The following is a 19,112-nucleotide window of genomic DNA, read 5'->3' on the forward strand; positions in this document are numbered from 1 at the left end:
GGCCCGGACGTGGGAGGATCGGGTACGGCGGATCCGGGCCGCGCACCCCGATCGCGCCGTGGCTGTACCAGGCGCGAGCATGAGGAGCATCGTTGAGCAGGTTGCGTTGGCTGACCGCAGGAGAGTCGCACGGACCGGCCCTGGTGGCGACGCTGGAGGGCCTCCCCGCCGGTGTCCCGGTCACCACCGAGCTGGTGGCGGACCACCTGGCCAGGCGCCGGCTCGGCTATGGCCGCGGTGCCCGGATGAAGTTCGAGCAGGACGAGATCACCTTCCTGGGCGGCGTCCGGCACGGGCTCTCCCTCGGATCCCCCATCGCGGTCATGGTGGGCAACACCGAGTGGCCCAAGTGGGAGACGGTCATGTCGGCCGACCCCGTGGACCCCTCCCTGCTCAAGGACACCGGCCGTAACGCGGCGCTGACCCGCCCCCGCCCCGGCCACGCCGACCTCGCCGGCATGCAGAAGTACGGCTTCGACGAGGCCCGCCCGATCCTGGAGCGCGCCAGCGCCCGGGAGACCGCCGCCCGTGTGGCCCTCGGCGCGATCGCCCGGTCCTTCATCAAGGAGACCGCCGGCATCGAGATCGTCTCCCACGTGGTCGAACTCGCCTCCGCCAAGGCCCCGTACGGCGTCTACCCGACCCCCGCCGACGTCGAGAAGCTCGACGCCGACCCGGTACGCTGCCTCGACGCCGACGCGTCGAAGGCGATGGTGGCCGAGATCGACCAGGCCCACAAGGACGGCGACACCCTCGGCGGCGTCGTGGAGGTGCTCGCGTACGGGGTCCCCGTCGGCCTCGGCTCGCACGTGCACTGGGACCGCCGCCTCGACGCGCGCCTCGCGGCCGCGCTCATGGGCATCCAGGCCATCAAGGGCGTCGAGGTCGGCGACGGCTTCGAGCTGGCCCGCGTGCCCGGCTCGCAGGCCCACGACGAGATCGTCTCCACCCCCGAGGGCCTCAGGCGCACCACCGGCCGCTCGGGCGGTACCGAGGGGGGCCTGACCACCGGCGAGCTGCTGCGCGTACGCGCCGCGATGAAGCCCATCGCGACCGTGCCGCGCGCCCTGGCCACCGTCGACGTCGCCACCGGCGAGGCGACCGTCGCCCACCACCAGCGCTCCGACGTCTGTGCCGTCCCGGCCGCGGGCATCGTCGCCGAGGCCATGGTCGCCCTCGTCCTCGCGGACGCCGTCGTGGAGAAGTTCGGCGGCGACTCCGTCCCCGAGACCCGCCGCAACGTCCGCGCGTACCTCGACAACCTGCAGATCCGGTGACCGGCGGGCCCCTGATCGTCCTCGTCGGACCCATGGGATCCGGCAAGTCCACGGTGGGCGGACTCCTCGCCGAGCGGCTCGGCGTCCCCTACCGGGACACGGACGCCGACATCGTCGCCGCCGAAGGCCGCGAGATCGCGGACCTCTTCGTCGACGAGGGCGAGCCGTACTTCCGCGAGCTGGAGCGCCGGGCCGTCGCGGCCGCCGTCGCCGAGCACACCGGAGTCCTCGCCCTCGGCGGCGGCGCCGTCCTCGACGCGGGCACCCGCGAGCTGCTCGCCGGCCTGCCCGTCGCCTACCTGTCGATGGACGTCGAGGAAGCGGTACGGCGCGTCGGCCTCGGCGCCGCGCGCCCGCTGCTCGCCGTCAACCCGCGCCGCCAGTGGCGCGAGCTGATGGACGCCCGCCGCCACCTGTACACCGAAGTCGCGCGCGTCGTGGTGGCCACCGACGACCGCACCCCCGAAGAGGTCGCCCAGGCGGTCCTCGACGCTCTGGAGTTGAAGGACGTATGACAGACCAGGTGACGCGCATCCAGGTCGGCGCGAGCGCGGGACACGAGGCGTACGACGTGCTGGTCGGCCGGCAGCTGCTCGGCGAGCTGGGCAGCCTGATCGGTACGCGGGCCCAGCGCGTGGCCGTGATCCACCCCGAGGCGCTGGCCTCGACGGGCGAGGCGCTGCGGGACGACCTGGCGGCGCAGGGCTACGAGGCCGTCGCCATCCAGGTGCCGAACGCCGAGGAGGCCAAGACCGTCGAGGTCGCGGCGTACTGCTGGAAGGCTCTCGGACAGTCCGGGTTCACCCGCACCGACGTGATCGTGGGCGTGGGCGGCGGAGCCACCACCGACCTCGCGGGCTTCGTCGCGGCGAGCTGGCTGCGCGGCGTGCGCTGGGTCGCGGTCCCGACCACCGTGCTGGCCATGGTGGACGCGGCCGTCGGCGGCAAGACCGGCATCAACACCGCCGAGGGCAAGAACCTCGTGGGCGCCTTCCACCCGCCCGCCGGCGTGCTGTGCGACCTCGCGGCCCTGGACTCGCTGCCGGTCCACGACTACGTCAGCGGCCTGGCGGAGATCATCAAGGCCGGGTTCATCTCGGACCCGGTCATCCTCGACCTGATCGAGGCGGACCCCGAAGCGGCCCGCACCCCCGCAGGCCCGCACACCGCCGAGCTCATCGTGCGGTCGATCCGGGTCAAGGCGGACGTGGTCTCCAGCGACCTCAAGGAATCGGGGCTGCGGGAGATCCTCAACTACGGCCACACGCTCGCGCACGCCATCGAGAAGAACGAGCGCTACAAGTGGCGCCACGGCGCGGCCGTCTCCGTCGGCATGGTCTTCGCCGCGGAACTCGGCCGGCTCGCGGGCCGGCTCGACGACGCGACCGCCGACCGCCACAAGGCGGTGCTCGCCTCCGTCGGGCTGCCGCTGACCTACCGGGGCGACCAGTGGCCCAAGCTGCTGGAGACCATGAAGCTCGACAAGAAGTCCCGGGGTGACCTGCTGCGCTTCATCGTGCTCGACGGGCTGGCCAAGCCCACCGTCCTGGAGGGACCGGACCCGGCGGTGCTGTTCGCCGCCTTCGGCGAGGTCGCCGCGTGAGCCGGCCCGTGCTGGTCCTCAACGGCCCGAACCTGGGCCGGCTCGGGTCGCGCGAGCCCGACGTGTACGGGGCCACCTCGTACGCCGGGCTGGTGGAGAGCTGCCGGGCGCTGGGAGCCGAACTCGGCTTCGACGTGGAGGTCCGCGAGACCAACGACGAGGGCGAGATGATCCGCTGGCTGCACGAGGCCGCGGACGGCAAGATCCCCGTGGTCATCAACCCGGGGGCCTTCACGCACTATTCGTACGGGATGCGCGACGCGGCGGCCCAGCGCACCGCGCCGCTCATCGAGGTGCACATCTCCAACCCGTACGCCCGCGAGGAGTTCCGGCACACGTCGGTCATCGCCTCCGTCGCCACGGGTACGGTGGCGGGCTTCGGCATCGGCTCCTACCGGCTGGCACTGCGCGCCCTGGCGGACGAAGTCACGCCCTGACGGTGCTGGTGGGCGGCTCGGGCTCCGCGGTCATATAACGTTCTCGCATCAGTCGCCGGAACGAGACGGAGTGGCAGCGGATGCAGCAAGGAGTGGGGAGCGGCGGCTGGGGGCAGCCGGGGCAGCATCCGCAGGCGCCCCCGCAGCCGCCCATGGCCCCGGCGCAGGGCTGGCCCCCTTCCGGGCAGCCGACGCCGCCCGGGCAGCCGACGCCGCACGACCGGTCCCCGGCGCAGGACAGCGGCGGATACGTTCCGCTGCCGCCCGCCCAGTCGCCGTCGCCCGAGCCCACCGGGCACATCCCGCTGCCGCCAGCGGTCGCCCCCGGCACCGGCGCGGCCACCCTCGCGGTGCTGCTGATCGGCCCGGCGGGCGCGGGCAAGACGACCGTGGCACGGCACTGGGCCGCCACCCGGCCGGTGCCGACCGCGCACGTCAGCCTGGACGACGTCCGCGAATGGGTCTGCTCGGGCTTCGCGGACCCCCAGGCGGGCTGGAACGACCACTCCGAGGCCCAGTACCGCCTGGCCCGCCGCACCTGCGGTTTCGCCGCCCGCAACTTCCTGGCGAACGGCATCTCCTGCATCCTGGACGACGCCGTCTTCCCCGACCGGCCCGTGGTGGGCCTGGGCGGCTGGAAACGGCACGTGGGCCCGGCCCTGCTGCCGGTCGTGCTGCTGCCCGGCCTGGAGGTCGTCCTGGAGCGCAACGCGGCCCGTTCCGGCAACCGCAGGCTCTCCGACGAGGAGGTCGCCCGGATCCACGGGCGGATGGCCGGCTGGTACGGGTCCGGCCTGCCGATCATCGACAACTCCCAGCTCGACGTCGAGGGCACGGCCCGCGCGCTGGACGAGACCCTGGCCCGCGTCATCGGCTCGCCCGCCTACTGAGGGCCGCCCGGCCACCGCGGCCCGCCCGCCCGCCGGGGCCCGCCCGCCCGCCGGCCGCCCCGTACGGCGGCTCTCGCCAGGCCGGATGGGCGGTGCGCTCGTACGCTCGAATACATGTCAGACGTGTACGCGGCCCGTCGGGCCCTGCTTCGCGACCGCTGCGCCGCCGCGGGCAACGCCGCCGCGCTGATCACGCGTCCGGCGAACGTCCGCTACCTCACGGGAGCCGCCCCGCCGGGCGCCGTCCTGCTGGTCGGTCCGGCGGAGGAGGTGCTGTTCTGCGGGGGCGCGCCGACCGGCGAGAACGACGAGGGCCGCCTGGACGAACGGCTGCGGGTCACCGTGCTGGACGCCCCGGGCGGGGATCCCGCCGTGGCGGCCGCCGATCTGGCCGCCTCGGTACGGGCCGAGTCCCTCGCGGTCGAGGAGCACCACATCACCGTCGGCCGTCACCGCGCCCTGCACTCCGTCGCGCCGAAGCTGCGCCTGGCGGACCTCGGGCTCGCCGTGGAACAGCAGCGCCTGGTCAAGGACGAGGAGGAGATCGCCTGCCTGCGCATCGCCGCCGAGATCGCCGACCAGGCCCTCGGCGAGCTGCTGGAGTCGATCCTCGTCGGCCGCACCGAACGCCACCTCGCGCTGGAGCTGGAGCGCCGCCTGGTCGACCACGGGGCGGACGGCCCCGCCTTCCCCACCTCCGTCGGTACCGGCCCCCACTCCGGCCGCTCCCGGCACCGGCCCTCCGACCGCCGGGTCGAGGAGGGCGACTTCCTCTCCGTGTGCCTCGGAGCGAACTACCGCGGCTACCGCTGCGAGATCGGCCGTACGTTCGTGATCGGCACCACCCCGGCCTCGTGGCAGATCGAGCTGTACGACCTCGTGTTCGCCGCCCAGCGGGCCGGCCGGGAGGCCCTCCTGCCGGGCGCCGCCTGCCGCGACGTCGACCACGCGGCGCGCTCCGTACTCGACTCGGCGGGGTACGGCGAGGCACTGGCCGCGTCCACCGGACACGGCGTCGGCCTCGAAATCGACGAGGACCCGCAGCTTGCACCTACGGCCATGGGTAAACTGGACGCTTGCGTGCCGGTCACCGTCGAACCGGGGGTTCACCTCCCGGGCCGGGGAGGTGTCCGGATCGATGACACGCTCGTCGTACGCCCCGAGGCGGACGGCGGTCCAGAGCTACTCACCATTACGACCAAGGAGCTGCTCGCGCTCTAGCCCGCTCGGCCGGGCTGTGCGCGCACCCGTGGTCTTCCAGTGCAGGAGATTCCGCAACCGTGGCTTCCACGAACGACCTCAAGAACGGCATGGTGCTGAAGCTCGACGGGGGCCAGCTCTGGTCCGTCGTCGAGTTCCAGCACGTCAAGCCCGGCAAGGGCCCGGCCTTCGTGCGCACCAAGCTCAAGCACGTGCTCTCCGGCAAGGTCGTCGACAAGACGTTCAACGCCGGCACCAAGGTCGAGACGGCCACCATCGACCGCCGTGACATGCAGTTCTCGTACATGGACGGCGAATACTTCGTCTTCATGGACATGGAGACCTACGACCAGCTGATGGTCGACCGCAAGGTCGTCGGCGACGCCGCCAACTTCCTCATCGAGGGCTTCACCGCCTCCGTGGCCCGTCACGAGGGCGAGGTGCTCTACGTCGAGCTCCCGGCCGCGGTCGAACTGGTCATCGAGCACACCGACCCGGGCGTCCAGGGCGACCGCTCCACCGGTGGCACCAAGCCGGCGCGCCTGGAGACGGGCCACGAGATCCAGGTCCCGCTCTTCGTCACCACCGGCGAGAAGATCAAGGTCGACACCCGCACCAGCGACTACCTCGGCCGGGTGAACAGCTAACCGTGGCTGCCCGGAGCAACGCGCGAAAGCGCGCTTTCCAGATCCTCTTCGAGGCCGATCAGCGCGGTGTGCCCGTGCGCGAGGTCCTCGCGGACTGGATCCGCCACGCGCGGTCGGACGACCGGCAGCCGCCGGTCAACGCCTACACGATGGATCTCGTCGAGGGGTACGCCGACAAGGTGAACCGCATCGACGACCTGATCGTCACCTACGCCGTGGACTGGGACCTCGACCGCATGCCGGTCGTGGACCGGAACATCGTCCGTCTCGGCGCGTACGAGCTGATCTGGGTGGACGAGACCCCGGACGCCGTGGCGATCGACGAGGCCGTCCAACTGGCCAAGGAGTTCTCCACGGACGAGTCGCCCTCGTTCGTGAACGGGCTGCTGGGCCGGTTCAAGGACCTCAAGCCGAGCCTGCGCCGCGAGTAGTGGTCCCGCAGGACCGGTGACAACGGGAGGGCCCGCGGCGCATCACGGCGCCGCGGGCCCTCCCGTTGTGCGTGCTGCGTCATCGGCCCCGTGTCCTCGGGCCGGAACGCGAAACGGCGGGTGCCGGACCCCCTGGGGGATCCGGCACCCGCCGGTAACGTTTCTGCTGGTCCTGTGCCCGGGGGGCTAGACGTCCTCGTGGGCCACGGCGCGCCGGGCGTCCGCGTCCAGCACGCCCCAGCTGATGAGCTGCTCGGTCAGGACCGAGGGGGACTGGTCGTAGATGACCGCGAGGGTGCGCAGGTCGTCCTGGCGGATCGAGAGCACCTTGCCGTTGTAGTCGCCGCGCTGGCTCTGGATGGTGGCGGCGTAACGCTGGAGCGGGCCGGCCTTCTCGGCGGGCACGCCCGCCAGCCGCTCCAGGTCCAGGCGCAGCTTCGGCGGCGGCTCGGCCGCTCCGCCCGGGGTGGTGCCCGGCAGGAGTTCCTGGACCGGAACCCCGTAGAAGTCCGCCAGCTCGGCGAGGCGCTGGACGGTCACGGCGCGGTCCCCGCGCTCGTAGGAACCGACCACCACGGCCTTCCACCGGCCCTGGGACTTCTCCTCCACACCGTGGAGGGAAAGGCCCTGCTGGGTGCGGATGGCGCGGAGCTTGGCCCCGAGCTGTTTGGCGTATTCGCTGGACATAACGCTCCCGGACGCTGTGACGCTGTGACGACATGGACGGCATGACCACGAGCGGCTCCGCCGCGCGGCTGGTAACTCACTGTGAGGTTACGCAGCGTTACTTGGATGCGTCAAGCCGAATGCTCTTCAACCCCCACTTACGAGGGGTCCCGCCTCGTGCCCGGTGGACGGACCGGGCACATCGGCCTGCTACGGTGGAACGCGAACATCAGACGTCCTTTAAGGTCCGTCCCGTGAGGCGGAGAAGGAGGTCCTTTTCATGGACACCCAGCAGAGCTCCGATGTCATGCGTCCCGTGCTGGACGCCCAGGACATCGCGCGGGTCCTGACCCGCATCGCCCACGAGATCGTCGAACGCGCCAAGGGCGCCGATGACGTGGTGCTCCTCGGCATCCCCACCCGCGGCGTCTTCCTCGCCCGCCGGCTGGCCGCCAAACTCGAAGAGATCACCGGTACGAAGATCCCGGTCGGCTCCCTCGACATCACCATGTACCGCGACGACCTGCGGATGAAGCCGGCCCGCGCGATCGGCCGCACCGAGATCCCCGGCGACGACATCGAAGGCCGCCTGGTCATCCTCGTCGACGACGTGCTCTTCTCCGGCAGAACCATCCGCGCCGCCCTGGACGCCCTCGGCGACCTCGGCCGCCCCCGCGCCGTCCAGCTCGCGGTCCTCGTCGACCGCGGCCACCGCGAACTGCCGATCCGCGCCGACTACGTCGGCAAGAACCTCCCCACGTCGCTGCGGGAGACCGTCAAGGTCCAGCTCCAGGAGGAGGACGGCCGCGACGCCGTACTGCTCGGCCAGCGGACCGACCGGGCAGCCGGGCAGCAGTAGCCCGAACCGGTACGGGTCCCGCCACGGGTGCCCGGCCGCAGCATGCCCTGCGCGCGACACCAGCCAGACAGCCCGCCTGCCTGCCCTCCTGACCTACGGAGCACCCAGATGAAGCGCCACCTCATCTCGGCCGCCGACCTCACCCGCGACGACGCCGTCCTCATCCTCGACACCGCCGAGGAGATGGCCCGCGTCGCGGACCGGCCGATCAAGAAGCTGCCCACCCTGCGCGGCCTCACCGTCGTCAACCTCTTCTTCGAGGACTCGACCCGCACCCGGATCTCCTTCGAGGCGGCCGCCAAGCGGCTCTCCGCCGACGTCATCAACTTCTCCGCCAAGGGCTCCTCGGTTTCCAAGGGCGAATCCCTCAAGGACACCGCCCTGACCCTGGAGGCGATGGGCGCGGACGCCGTCGTCATCCGCCACCACGCCTCCGGCGCCCCCTACCGCCTCGCCACCTCCGGCTGGATCGACTCCGCCGTGGTCAACGCCGGTGACGGCACCCACGAGCACCCCACCCAGGCCCTGCTCGACGCCTTCACCATGCGCCGCCGCCTGGTCGGGCGCGACGCCGGCCTCGGCAAGGACCTGAACGGCCGCCGGATCACGATCGTCGGCGACGTCCTGCACAGCCGGGTCGCCCGGTCCAACGTCCAGCTGCTCCACACGCTGGGCGCGGAGGTCACCGTGGTGGCCCCGCCGACGCTGGTCCCGATCGGCGTCGAGAGCTGGCCCTGCGAGGTCTCGTACAACCTGGACGAGGTGCTGCCGAAGTCCGACGCGGTCATGATGCTTCGTGTGCAGCGCGAACGCATGAACGCCGCCTTCTTCCCCACCGAGCGCGAGTACTCCCGCCGGTACGGGCTCGACGGCGACCGCATGGCCAAGATGCCCGAACACGCCATCGTGATGCACCCCGGCCCGATGAACCGCGGCATGGAGATCACCGCCGAGGTCGCGGACTCCGACCGCTGCACGGCCGTGGAGCAGGTGGCCAACGGCGTCTCCACCCGGATGGCCGTCCTGTACCTGCTGCTCGGCGGTTCCGAGCCCGCCGTCACCACCACCAGCACGCCCCGCATCGAGGAGAGCAAGTAACCATGAGCAAGATCCTGATCCGTGGCGCGAAGGTACTCGGTGGCGAGGCGCAGGACGTCCTGATCGACGGCGAGACCATCGCCGAGGTCGGCCAGGAGCTGTCCGCAGAGGGCGCCCAGGTCATCGAGGCGGCCGGCCAGGTCCTCCTCCCGGGCCTCGTCGACCTGCACACCCACCTGCGCGAGCCCGGCCGCGAGGACTCCGAGACCGTGCTGACCGGCACCCGGGCCGCCGCCTCCGGCGGCTACACGGCCGTCTTCGCCATGGCGAACACCTTCCCGGTCGCCGACACCGCCGGCGTGGTGGAGCAGGTCTGGCGCCTGGGCAAGGAGTCCGGCTACTGCGACGTGCAGCCCATCGGCGCCGTCACCGTCGGCCTGGAGGGCAAGCAGCTCGCGGAGCTCGGCGCCATGCACGACTCCGCGGCCCGTGTCACCGTCTTCTCCGACGACGGCAAGTGCGTGGACGACGCGGTGATCATGCGCCGGGCCCTGGAGTACGTGAAGGCCTTCGGCGGCGTCGTCGCCCAGCACGCCCAGGAGCCCCGCCTCACCGAAGGCGCCCAGATGAACGAGGGCGTCGTCTCCGCCGAGCTGGGTCTGGGCGGCTGGCCCGCCGTCGCCGAAGAGTCGATCATCGCCCGCGACGTGCTCCTCGCCGAGCACGTTGGCTCCCGCGTGCACATCTGCCACCTCTCCACCGCCGGCTCCGTCGAGATCGTCCGCTGGGCCAAGTCCCGCGGCATCGACGTCACCGCCGAGGTCACCCCGCACCACCTGCTCCTCACCGACGAGCTGGTGCGCTCGTACAACGCGGTGTACAAGGTCAACCCGCCGCTGCGCACCGAGCGCGACGTGATGGCCCTGCGCGAGGCGCTCGCCGACGGCACGATCGACATCGTCGCCACCGACCACGCCCCGCACCCGCACGAGGACAAGGACTGCGAGTGGGCCGCCGCCGCCATGGGCATGGTGGGCCTGGAGACCGCGCTGTCCGTCGTCCAGCAGACGATGGTGGAGACCGGGCTGCTCGACTGGGCGGGCGTCGCCCAGCGCATGTCCTTCGCCCCGGCGCGCATCGGCGGCCTGGAGAACCACGGCCGGCCCGTCTCGGCAGGTGAACCCGCGAACCTGACCTTGGTCGATACCTCGTACCGTGGTGTCGTGGACCCCGCACACTTCGCCTCCCGCAGCCGCAACACGCCTTACGAGGGCCGTGAGCTGCCGGGGCGCGTCACTCACACCTTCCTGCGGGGCCGGGCAACGGTCGTGGACGGGACGCTGGCGTGACACCTGCAGTAATCCAACTGGCCGCCGAGGCCGCAGAACGACACTCGGCGGAGGTGACGGACTGGGGCGCCCGCATCGCGTGGGTGATCGGTCTGCTCGTCTTCGTCGCGTTCGTCTACTGGCTGATGCGGCAGGGCTGGAAATGGCGCGGCACCCTGCAGGGCGATCTGCCGGAGCTGCCCGCCGCCCCGGACGGTCTGCCCGCCCACCGGCTCGCCCTGACCGGCCGGTACCACGGGTCCACCACCGCCGGACAGTGGCTCGACCGGATCGTCGCCCACGGCCTGGGGGTGCGCAGCCGGGTCGAGCTCACGCTCACCGACGCGGGCCTCGACGTGGTCCGTCCGGGGGCCACCGACTTCTTCGTACCGGCCGCGCAGCTGCGCGGCGCCCGCCTCGACAAGGGAATCGCGGGCAAGGTACTCACCGAGGGCGGTCTGCTCGTCGTCACCTGGGCGCACGGCGACAAGCTGATCGACTCCGGATTCCGCTCCGACCGGGCGGCCGAACACGCCGCCTGGGTCGAAGCCCTCAACCTCATGAACCCAACCATCACGACGGAAGGCGCCGAACGATGACGACCTCCACCAGGGGAGCAGCCAAAGCTCCCGCCGTACTCGTCCTGGAGGACGGCCGGATCTTCCGCGGCCGCGCCTACGGCGCTGTGGGGGAGACCTTCGGCGAGGCCGTGTTCTCCACCGGCATGACCGGCTACCAGGAGACCCTGACCGACCCGTCCTACCACCGCCAGGTCGTCGTGATGACCGCCCCGCACGTCGGCAACACGGGTGTCAACGACGAGGACCCCGAATCCTCCCGGATCTGGGTGTCGGGCTACGTGGTGCGCGACCCCGCCCGCAAGCCCTCCAACTGGCGCTCGCAGCGTTCCCTGGACGAGGAGCTGACCGCCCAGGGCGTCGTCGGGATCTGCGGCATCGACACCCGGGCGCTGACCCGCCATCTGCGCGAGCGCGGCGCCATGCGCGTCGGCATCTTCTCCGGCGAGGCGGTGATGGACGACGCCGTGCTGCTGGCGAAGGTCCAGGACGCCCCCCAGATGAAGGGCGCGAACCTCTCCGCGGAGGTCGCCACCAAGGAGACCTACGTCGTCCCCGCCATCGGTGAGAAGAAGTTCACCGTGGCCGCCGTGGACCTCGGCATCAAGGGCATGACCCCCCACCGGATGGCCGAGCGCGGCATCGAGGTGCACGTGCTGCCCGCCACCGCCACCGTCGAGGACATCTACGCCGTCTCCCCGGACGGGGTGTTCTTCTCCAACGGCCCCGGCGACCCGGCCACCGCCGACCACGCGGTCTCGGTGATGCAGGGCGTCCTGGAGCGCAAGACCCCGCTCTTCGGCATCTGCTTCGGCAACCAGATCCTCGGCCGCGCGCTGGGCTTCGGCACGTACAAGCTCAAGTACGGCCACCGCGGCATCAACCAGCCGGTGCAGGACCGCACCACGGGCAAGGTGGAGGTCACCGCGCACAACCACGGCTTCGCCGTGGACGCGCCCCTCGACAAGGTGTCCGAGACCCCCTTCGGCCGCGCCGAGGTCTCGCACGTCTGCCTCAACGACAACGTCGTGGAGGGCCTCCAGCTGCTCGACCAGCCGGCCTTCTCCGTCCAGTACCACCCCGAGGCGGCCGCGGGCCCGCACGACGCCGCGTACCTCTTCGACCGCTTCACGTCTTTGATGAGCACCACCCAGATGGAGGCCGAGCGTGCCTAAGCGCACCGATATCCAGTCCGTCCTGGTCATCGGCTCCGGCCCGATCGTCATCGGACAGGCCGCCGAGTTCGACTACTCCGGCACCCAGGCCTGCCGCATCCTCAAGGCCGAGGGCCTGCGGGTCATCCTGGTGAACTCCAACCCGGCGACGATCATGACCGACCCGGAGATCGCCGACGCCACGTACGTCGAGCCGATCACCCCCGAGTTCGTCGAGAAGATCATCGCCAAGGAGCGCCCCGACGCGCTCCTGCCCACCCTCGGTGGCCAGACCGCGCTGAACACCGCCATCTCCATGCACGAGCAGGGGGTGCTGGAGAAGTACGGCGTCGAGCTGATCGGCGCGAACGTCGAGGCCATCAACAAGGGCGAGGACCGCGACCTCTTCAAGGGCGTCGTCGAGGCCGTCAAGGCCAAGATCGGCTACGGCGAGTCCGCCCGCTCGGTCATCTGCCACTCGATGGACGACGTCATCAAGGGCGTCGAGACGCTCGGCGGCTACCCCGTCGTCGTCCGTCCCTCCTTCACCATGGGCGGCGCCGGCTCCGGCTTCGCCCACGACGAGGAAGAACTGCGCCGCATCGCCGGCCAGGGCCTGACGCTCTCCCCGACCACCGAGGTGCTCCTGGAGGAGTCCATCCTCGGCTGGAAGGAGTACGAGCTGGAGCTCATGCGCGACACCAAGGACAACGTGGTCGTCGTCTGCTCCATCGAGAACTTCGACCCGATGGGCGTGCACACCGGCGACTCCATCACCGTCGCCCCGGCGATGACGCTGACCGACCGCGAGTACCAGCGCCTGCGCGACATCGGCATCGCGATCATCCGCGAGGTCGGCGTCGACACCGGCGGCTGCAACATCCAGTTCGCGATCGACCCGGTCGACGGCCGCGTCATCGTGATCGAGATGAACCCGCGCGTCTCCCGCTCGTCCGCGCTCGCCTCGAAGGCCACCGGCTTCCCGATCGCCAAGATCGCCGCCAAGCTGGCGATCGGCTACACGCTCGACGAGGTCCCCAACGACATCACCGAGAAGACGCCGGCCTCCTTCGAGCCGTCCCTCGACTACGTCGTCGTCAAGGCCCCGCGCTTCGCCTTCGAGAAGTTCCCGGCCGCCGACGCCACCCTCACCACCACCATGAAGTCGGTGGGCGAGGCCATGGCCATCGGCCGCAACTTCACCGAGGCGCTGCAGAAGGCCCTGCGCTCCCTGGAGAAGAAGGGCTCGCAGTTCACCTTCGTCGGCGAGCCCGGCGACAAGGCCGAGCTGCTCGCCACCGCCGTCCGCCCGACCGACGGCCGCATCAACACCGTCATGCAGGCCATCCGCGCTGGCGCCACCCAGGAAGAGGTCTTCGAGTCCACGAAGATCGACCCCTGGTTCGTCGACCAGCTCTTCCTCATCAAGGAGATCGCCGACGACCTGGCCGCCGCCGAGAAGCTCCACCCCGAGCTGCTCGCCGAGGCCAAGCGGCACGGCTTCTCCGACGCCCAGATCGCCGAGATCCGCGGCCTGCGCGAGGACGTCGTGCGCGAGGTCCGCCATGCCCTCGGCGTCCGCCCGGTCTACAAGACGGTCGACACCTGCGCCGCCGAGTTCGCCGCGAAGACCCCGTACTTCTACTCCTCCTACGACGAGGAGTCCGAGGTCGCGCCCCGCACCAAGCCCGCGGTCATCATCCTGGGCTCCGGCCCGAACCGCATCGGCCAGGGCATCGAGTTCGACTACTCCTGCGTCCACGCCTCCTTCGCCCTCAGCGACGCCGGCTACGAGACCGTGATGGTCAACTGCAACCCGGAGACCGTCTCCACGGACTACGACACCTCCGACCGCCTGTACTTCGAGCCGCTGACGCTCGAAGACGTGCTGGAGATCGTCCACGCCGAGTCGCTGGCCGGCCCGATCGCCGGCGTCGTCGTCCAGCTCGGCGGCCAGACCCCCCTCGGTCTCGCCCAGGCGCTCAAGGACAACGGCGTCCCCGTCGTCGGCACCTCCCCGGAGGCGATCCACGCCGCCGAGGACCGCGGCGCCTTCGGCCGGGTCCTCGCCGAGGCCGGCCTGCCGGCGCCCAAGCACGGCACCGCCACCACCTTCGCGGGTGCCAAGGCGATCGCCGACGAGATCGGCTATCCCGTCCTCGTCCGCCCGTCGTACGTGCTCGGCGGCCGCGGCATGGAGATCGTCTACGACGAGACCCGGCTGGAGTCGTACATCGCCGAGTCCACCGAGATCTCCCCGACCCGCCCCGTCCTGGTCGACCGGTTCCTCGACGACGCCATCGAGATCGACGTCGACGCCCTCTACGACGGCACCGAGCTCTACCTCGGCGGCGTCATGGAGCACATCGAGGAAGCCGGCATCCACTCCGGCGACTCGGCCTGCGCCCTGCCCCCGATCACCCTCGGCGGCTACGACATCAAGCGCCTGCGCGCCTCCACCGAGGCCATCGCCAAGGGCGTCGGCGTCCGCGGCCTGATCAACATCCAGTTCGCGATGGCGGGTGACATCCTCTACGTCCTGGAGGCCAACCCCCGCGCGTCCCGCACCGTCCCCTTCACCTCGAAGGCGACCGCGGTCCCGCTCGCGAAGGCCGCCGCCCGCATCTCGCTCGGCACCACCATCGCCGAGCTGCGCGCCGAGGGCATGCTCCCGAAGACCGGCGACGGCGGCACCCTGCCGCTGGACGCGCCGATCTCCGTCAAGGAGGCCGTCATGCCGTGGTCGCGCTTCCGCGACATCCACGGCCGCGGCGTCGACACCGTCCTCGGCCCGGAGATGCGCTCCACCGGCGAGGTCATGGGCATCGACACCGTCTTCGGCACCGCCTACGCCAAGTCGCAGGCCGGCGCCTACGGCCCGCTGCCCACCAAGGGCCGGGCGTTCATCTCCGTCGCCAACCGCGACAAGCGCTCGATGATCTTCCCGGCGCGCGAGCTGGTCGCCCACGGCTTCGAGCTCATGGCGACCTCCGGCACCGCGGAGGTGCTGCGCCGCAACGGCATCAACGCCACCATCGTGCGCAAGCTCAGCGAGGGCGAGGGCCCGGGCGGCGAGAAGACGATCGTCCAGCTGATCCACGACGGCCAGGTCGACCTGATCGTCAACACCCCCTACGGCACGGGTGGCCGCCTCGACGGTTACGAGATCCGTACCGCGGCGGTGGCGCGCAGCGTCCCGTGCCTGACGACGGTCCAGGCGCTCGCCGCCGCCGTCCAGGGCATCGACGCGCTCAACCGCGGCGACGTGGGCGTCCGCTCCCTCCAGGAGCACGCCGAGCACCTGACCGCGGCCCGCGACTAGCAGCCCGTACGAGGAGGGGGACACCGGATTCGCGACAGCGACGGGTGTCCCCCTCTTCATGAGCGCACAAGGATCCCCACGCCGATGTACAAACTCTTCTTCAACCTCGTCTTCAAGCGGATGGACCCGGAGCAGGCCCACTACACGGCCTTCCGCTGGATCCGCCTCGCGGCCCGCACCCCGGGCCTGCGCGTCTTCGTCGCGGCCGTCCTCGCCCCCCGGTACGAGGCGCTGCGCACCGAGGCGCTGGGCCTGCGCATGCACGGCCCCTTCGGGCTCGCGGCCGGCTTCGACAAGAACGCCGTCGCCATCGACGGCATGTCGATGCTCGGCTTCGACCACGTCGAGATCGGCACGGTCACGGCCCGGCCACAGCCGGGCAACCCGAAGAAGCGGCTGTTCCGCCTCGTCCCCGACCGGGCGCTGATCAACCGGATGGGCTTCAACAACGAGGGCTCGGCGGCCGTCGCCCAGCGCCTGGCGGCCCGCAAGGCGGTCTTCAAGACGGTCGTGGGCGTCAACCTCGGCAAGACGAAGGTCGTGCCGGAGGAGGAGGCGGTGGCCGACTACGTCGCCTCCACCGAGCGCCTGGCCCGCCACGCCGACTACCTCGTCGTCAACGTCTCCTCGCCGAACACCCCGGGCCTGCGCAACCTCCAGGCCACCGAGTCCCTGCGCCCGCTGCTGAGCGCCGTACGGGAGGCCGCCGACCGGGTGGTGACCGACCGCCGGGTCCCGCTGCTGGTCAAGATCGCCCCCGACCTCGCCGACGAGGACGTCGACGCCGTCGCCGACCTCGCCCTGGAGCTCGGCCTGGACGGCATCATCGCGACGAACACCACCATCGCCCGCGAGGGCCTGGGCCTGCGGTCCGAGCCCGCCCTGGTCAAGGAGACCGGCGGACTGTCCGGCGCCCCCGTCAAGGCGCGCTCCCTGGAGGTGCTGCGCCGCCTGTACGCCCGTGTGGGGGACCGGCTGGTCCTGGTCGGGGTCGGCGGCATCGAGAACGCGGAGGACGCCTGGCAGCGCATCCTGGCGGGCGCCACGCTCATCCAGGGCTACAGCGCCTTCATCTACGAGGGCCCCGGCTACGCCCGCGCGATCCACAAGGGCCTGGCCGTGCGCCTGGCCGACAGCCCGTACGAGACGCTCGCCGACGCGGTGGGCGCCGAGACCCGGAAGGCCTCCCAGTGACCTCTGCGACCCCTGTGACCCCCTTCGGCGCCCGTCTGAGGGCGGCGATGGACTCCCGCGGTCCGCTGTGCGTCGGGATCGACCCGCACGCCGCCCTGCTCGCGTCGTGGGGTCTGAACGACGACGTCGCCGGGCTGGAGACCTTCTCCCGCACGGTCGTCGAGGCCCTCGCGGACTCGGTCGCCGTCTTCAAGCCGCAGGCCGCCTTCTTCGAGCGGTTCGGCTCGCGGGGCATCGCGGTGCTGGAGCGCACCGTGGCCGACGCCCGCGCGGCCGGGACGCTGGTCGTGATGGACGCCAAGCGCGGGGACATCGGCTCCACGATGGCCGCCTACGCCGAGACGTTCCTCTCCCCGGACTCGCCGCTGTTCTCCGACGCCCTGACCGTCTCCCCGTACCTCGGCTACGGCTCGCTCGCCCCGGCGGTGGACCTGGCGCGCCGCTCGGGCGCCGGCCTCTTCGTCCTGGCCCTCACCTCCAACCCCGAGGGGGCCGAGGTCCAGCGGGCCGTGCGCTCCGACGGCCGCTCGATCGGCGCGACGATGCTGGCCCACCTGGCGGCGGAGAACGAGGGGGCCGAGCCGATGGGCTCCTTCGGGGCCGTCGTCGGCGCGACGCTCGGCGACCTCTCCTCCTTCGACCTGGACATCAACGGCCCGCTCCTGGCGCCCGGCATCGGCGCGCAGGGTGCCACGGCCGCCGATCTGCCGCAGGTCTTCGGTGCGGCCGTCGGCAACGTCGTCCCGAACGTCTCCCGGGGCGTCCTGGGTCACGGTCCGGACGTCGCAGCCCTGCGGGCCGCGGCGGCCGGCTTCGCGGCCGAGATCCGCGCGGCGGTCCCCTCCGCCTGACCGGTGCGGTGAGCTGCGACGGGCTCCGCAGGGGGTGTCCGTCGCACTGCTTGACGAAAACCGAGCGCCCTCGACCGGACAAAACCGGGGTAATTTGTCCGTGATGTACGTTTCAACGGAGGCTGACCAGGACTTTTCGTCCGTTCTCGCTGACTGGAGCGGCCCAGGCCGCTAGTCTCCGAGCAGAGTCAACGAACAGCGGACGAGTATCACCGCCGTTCGGGAGCTCGCCTGGTGTGGTGCCTCCTGGCTCCGCGCCGGTCCGTATCCGACAGTTCGACATCCGAGGTGACGTAGGCGTGGCTCTTCCGCCCCTTACCCCTGAACAGCGCGCAGCAGCGCTCGAAAAGGCCGCCGCGGCTCGCCGGGAGCGGGCCGAGGTGAAGAATCGACTCAAGCATTCCGGCGCCTCACTCCACGACGTCATCAAGACGGGACAGGAGAACGACGTCATCGGCAAGATGAAGGTCTCCGCCCTCCTTGAGTCGCTGCCCGGCGTGGGCAAGGTCCGCGCCAAGCAGATCATGGAGCGCCTCGGCATCTCCGAATCCCGGCGTGTGCGAGGTCTCGGCTCCAACCAGATCGCCTCTCTGGAGCGTGAGTTCGGCGGTAGCGGCGCCTGAGGCGTCGCCCGAAGTTCTCCCGGCGTTCTCAGGCAGTCCCTGGAACCTGGATAATCGCTCTATGGCAGCAGAGGTTCGTCCGCGGCTGACCGTGCTCTCCGGCCCCTCAGGGGTCGGCAAGAGCACGGTCGTCGCGCATATGCGCAAGGTCCACCCCGAGGTATGGCTCTCGGTGTCGGCCACCACCCGCAAGCCGCGGCCCGGTGAGCGACACGGTGTCCACTACTTCTTCGTCGGCGACGACGAGTTCGACAAGCTGATCGCCAACGGCGAGCTGCTGGAGTGGGCCGAGTTCGCGGGCAACCGCTACGGCACTCCGCGCGGCGCGGTACTGGAGCGCCTGGAGAACGGCGAGCCGGTCCTGCTGGAGATCGACCTCCAGGGCGCCCGACTGGTGCGCCAGTCGATGCCGGAGGCCCAGCTGGTCTTCCTGGCGCCGCCGAGCTGGGACGAGCTGGTCCGCCGCCTCACCGGCCGCGGTACCGAGTCGGCCGAGGTCATCGAGCGCCGCCTGGCAGCCGCCAAGATCGAACTTGCTGCCGAGCCCGAGTTCGACACCACCCTGGTCAACACCTCCGTCGAGGACGTGGCGCGCGAGCTGCTAGCCTTGATGGACGTTGTCTGATCGTTGTCCGGTATTTGTCCGGATGACGCAAGATCTTTCACCCATCTTCGGAAGGTAGAGCGTGTCCTCTTCCATGACTGCGCCCGAGGGCATCATCAACCCGCCGATCGACGAGCTGCTCGAGGCCACGGACTCGAAGTACAGCCTCGTGATCTACGCGGCCAAGCGCGCGCGTCAGATCAACGCGTACTACTCGCAGCTCGGTGAGGGCCTGCTCGAGTACGTCGGCCCGCTGGTGGACACCCACGTCCACGAGAAGCCGCTTTCGATCGCGCTGCGCGAGATCAACGCGGGTCTGCTGACCTCCGAGGCCATCGAGGCCCCGGCCCAGTAAGGCACCAGGAATTCCTTTCACCACAGGCCCGGCAGAACATCTGCCGGGCCTGTGG

General features: G+C 71.1%; 20 protein-coding genes. 19 read left to right on the plus strand and 1 reads right to left on the minus strand.

The features are described from left to right. The first annotated feature begins 92 nt into the window (after window positions 1-92). From aroC to nusB, 8 genes are all read left to right on the plus strand, one after another. The gene (gene aroC, locus OG861_RS25630; RefSeq protein WP_329193671.1) at window positions 93-1,277 is read left to right on the plus strand and encodes a chorismate synthase; all 1,185 of its coding nucleotides are present in this window, start codon (window positions 93-95) and stop codon (window positions 1,275-1,277) included. Further along, window positions 1,274-1,792 carry a shikimate kinase gene (locus tag OG861_RS25635; protein WP_329193669.1) on the plus strand — a complete coding sequence of 173 codons (519 nt, stop codon included), beginning with the start codon at window positions 1,274-1,276 and terminating at the stop codon, window positions 1,790-1,792. Before aroC ends, OG861_RS25635 begins: the two co-directional genes overlap by 4 nt. Next, window positions 1,789-2,880, plus strand: a complete 1,092-nt coding sequence (aroB, locus tag OG861_RS25640; RefSeq protein ID WP_329193667.1) for a 3-dehydroquinate synthase — start codon at window positions 1,789-1,791, stop codon at window positions 2,878-2,880. Before OG861_RS25635 ends, aroB begins: the two co-directional genes overlap by 4 nt. Next, window positions 2,877-3,317 carry a type II 3-dehydroquinate dehydratase gene (aroQ, locus tag OG861_RS25645; protein WP_329193665.1) on the plus strand — a complete coding sequence of 147 codons (441 nt, stop codon included), beginning with the start codon at window positions 2,877-2,879 and terminating at the stop codon, window positions 3,315-3,317. Before aroB ends, aroQ begins: the two co-directional genes overlap by 4 nt. A gap of 80 nt (window positions 3,318-3,397) precedes the next feature. Beyond that, window positions 3,398-4,207 (plus strand): AAA family ATPase, encoded by an 810-nt coding sequence (locus OG861_RS25650; RefSeq protein ID WP_329193663.1) that lies wholly within the window; start codon window positions 3,398-3,400, stop codon window positions 4,205-4,207. Window positions 4,208-4,321: 114 nt separating this feature from the next. Further along, window positions 4,322-5,428, plus strand: a complete 1,107-nt coding sequence (locus tag OG861_RS25655) for an aminopeptidase P family protein (protein WP_329193661.1) — start codon at window positions 4,322-4,324, stop codon at window positions 5,426-5,428. 59 nt (window positions 5,429-5,487) lie between these two features. Beyond that, the gene (efp, locus tag OG861_RS25660; RefSeq protein WP_329193659.1) at window positions 5,488-6,054 is read left to right on the plus strand and encodes an elongation factor P; all 567 of its coding nucleotides are present in this window, start codon (window positions 5,488-5,490) and stop codon (window positions 6,052-6,054) included. Between the two features lie 2 nt (window positions 6,055-6,056). Next, entirely contained in the window at window positions 6,057-6,485 is a 429-nt protein-coding gene (gene nusB, locus OG861_RS25665; protein ID WP_136210902.1) for a transcription antitermination factor NusB, read from the plus strand. A 186-nt stretch (window positions 6,486-6,671) separates the two neighbouring features. Here the strand turns inward: nusB and bldD are convergent, their stop codons facing one another. After that, entirely contained in the window at window positions 6,672-7,172 is a 501-nt protein-coding gene (bldD, locus tag OG861_RS25670; protein ID WP_030026184.1) for a transcriptional regulator BldD, read from the minus strand. A gap of 259 nt (window positions 7,173-7,431) precedes the next feature. Here bldD and pyrR point away from each other — a divergent pair, with 259 nt between their 5' ends. The 11 genes from pyrR (at window position 7,432) to rpoZ (ending at window position 19,057) form a co-directional block, all read left to right on the plus strand. Then, complete coding sequence (pyrR, locus tag OG861_RS25675) at window positions 7,432-8,010, plus strand: bifunctional pyr operon transcriptional regulator/uracil phosphoribosyltransferase PyrR (protein WP_329193656.1); 579 nt, start codon at window positions 7,432-7,434, stop codon at window positions 8,008-8,010. A gap of 108 nt (window positions 8,011-8,118) precedes the next feature. After that, complete coding sequence (locus OG861_RS25680) at window positions 8,119-9,108, plus strand: aspartate carbamoyltransferase catalytic subunit (RefSeq protein WP_030294587.1); 990 nt, start codon at window positions 8,119-8,121, stop codon at window positions 9,106-9,108. A 2-nt stretch (window positions 9,109-9,110) separates the two neighbouring features. After that, entirely contained in the window at window positions 9,111-10,397 is a 1,287-nt protein-coding gene (locus tag OG861_RS25685) for a dihydroorotase (protein WP_329193654.1), read from the plus strand. Beyond that, complete coding sequence (locus OG861_RS25690) at window positions 10,394-10,975, plus strand: PH-like domain-containing protein (RefSeq protein WP_329193652.1); 582 nt, start codon at window positions 10,394-10,396, stop codon at window positions 10,973-10,975. The genes OG861_RS25685 and OG861_RS25690 overlap by 4 nt, the downstream gene beginning before the upstream one ends. Then, the gene (gene carA / locus OG861_RS25695; RefSeq protein WP_329193651.1) at window positions 10,972-12,129 is read left to right on the plus strand and encodes a glutamine-hydrolyzing carbamoyl-phosphate synthase small subunit; all 1,158 of its coding nucleotides are present in this window, start codon (window positions 10,972-10,974) and stop codon (window positions 12,127-12,129) included. Before OG861_RS25690 ends, carA begins: the two co-directional genes overlap by 4 nt. Further along, window positions 12,122-15,430, plus strand: coding sequence for a carbamoyl-phosphate synthase large subunit (carB, locus tag OG861_RS25700; protein ID WP_329193650.1), 3,309 nt, complete (start codon window positions 12,122-12,124; stop codon window positions 15,428-15,430). The genes carA and carB overlap by 8 nt, the downstream gene beginning before the upstream one ends. Before the next feature lie 84 nt (window positions 15,431-15,514). After that, window positions 15,515-16,624, plus strand: a complete 1,110-nt coding sequence (locus OG861_RS25705; protein WP_329193648.1) for a quinone-dependent dihydroorotate dehydrogenase — start codon at window positions 15,515-15,517, stop codon at window positions 16,622-16,624. A gap of 14 nt (window positions 16,625-16,638) precedes the next feature. Continuing rightward, window positions 16,639-17,475 carry an orotidine-5'-phosphate decarboxylase gene (gene pyrF / locus OG861_RS25710; RefSeq protein ID WP_329202044.1) on the plus strand — a complete coding sequence of 279 codons (837 nt, stop codon included), beginning with the start codon at window positions 16,639-16,641 and terminating at the stop codon, window positions 17,473-17,475. Window positions 17,476-17,774: 299 nt separating this feature from the next. Beyond that, on the plus strand, window positions 17,775-18,098 hold the full coding sequence (locus OG861_RS25715; protein ID WP_030234009.1) for an integration host factor: 324 nt from the start codon (window positions 17,775-17,777) through the stop codon (window positions 18,096-18,098). A 61-nt stretch (window positions 18,099-18,159) separates the two neighbouring features. Beyond that, window positions 18,160-18,723, plus strand: coding sequence for a guanylate kinase (gene gmk / locus OG861_RS25720; protein WP_329193643.1), 564 nt, complete (start codon window positions 18,160-18,162; stop codon window positions 18,721-18,723). Between the two features lie 61 nt (window positions 18,724-18,784). Further along, window positions 18,785-19,057, plus strand: a complete 273-nt coding sequence (gene rpoZ / locus OG861_RS25725) for a DNA-directed RNA polymerase subunit omega (RefSeq protein ID WP_030879741.1) — start codon at window positions 18,785-18,787, stop codon at window positions 19,055-19,057. The last annotated feature ends 55 nt before the right edge of the window (window positions 19,058-19,112 follow it).

It is taken from the genome of Streptomyces sp. NBC_00539 (assembly GCF_036346105.1).
GTDB lineage: Bacteria > Actinomycetota > Actinomycetes > Streptomycetales > Streptomycetaceae > Streptomyces.

Bases quoted from the DNA above. Each gene is read 5' to 3' on its own strand.
- OG861_RS25655 (WP_329193661.1), top strand. From the start codon at position 4,322: ATGTCAGACGTGTACGCGGCCCGTCGGGCCCTGCTTCGCGACCGCTGC.
- OG861_RS25705 (WP_329193648.1), top strand. From the start codon at position 15,515: ATGTACAAACTCTTCTTCAACCTCGTCTTCAAGCGGATGGACCCGGAG.
- bldD (WP_030026184.1), bottom strand. From the start codon at position 7,172: ATGTCCAGCGAATACGCCAAACAGCTCGGGGCCAAGCTCCGCGCCATC.
- gmk (WP_329193643.1), top strand. From the start codon at position 18,160: ATGGCAGCAGAGGTTCGTCCGCGGCTGACCGTGCTCTCCGGCCCCTCA.
- pyrR (WP_329193656.1), top strand. From the start codon at position 7,432: ATGGACACCCAGCAGAGCTCCGATGTCATGCGTCCCGTGCTGGACGCC.
- OG861_RS25650 (WP_329193663.1), top strand. From the start codon at position 3,398: ATGCAGCAAGGAGTGGGGAGCGGCGGCTGGGGGCAGCCGGGGCAGCAT.
- OG861_RS25685 (WP_329193654.1), top strand. From the start codon at position 9,111: ATGAGCAAGATCCTGATCCGTGGCGCGAAGGTACTCGGTGGCGAGGCG.
- carA (WP_329193651.1), top strand. From the start codon at position 10,972: ATGACGACCTCCACCAGGGGAGCAGCCAAAGCTCCCGCCGTACTCGTC.
- OG861_RS25680 (WP_030294587.1), top strand. From the start codon at position 8,119: ATGAAGCGCCACCTCATCTCGGCCGCCGACCTCACCCGCGACGACGCC.
- aroB (WP_329193667.1), top strand. From the start codon at position 1,789: ATGACAGACCAGGTGACGCGCATCCAGGTCGGCGCGAGCGCGGGACAC.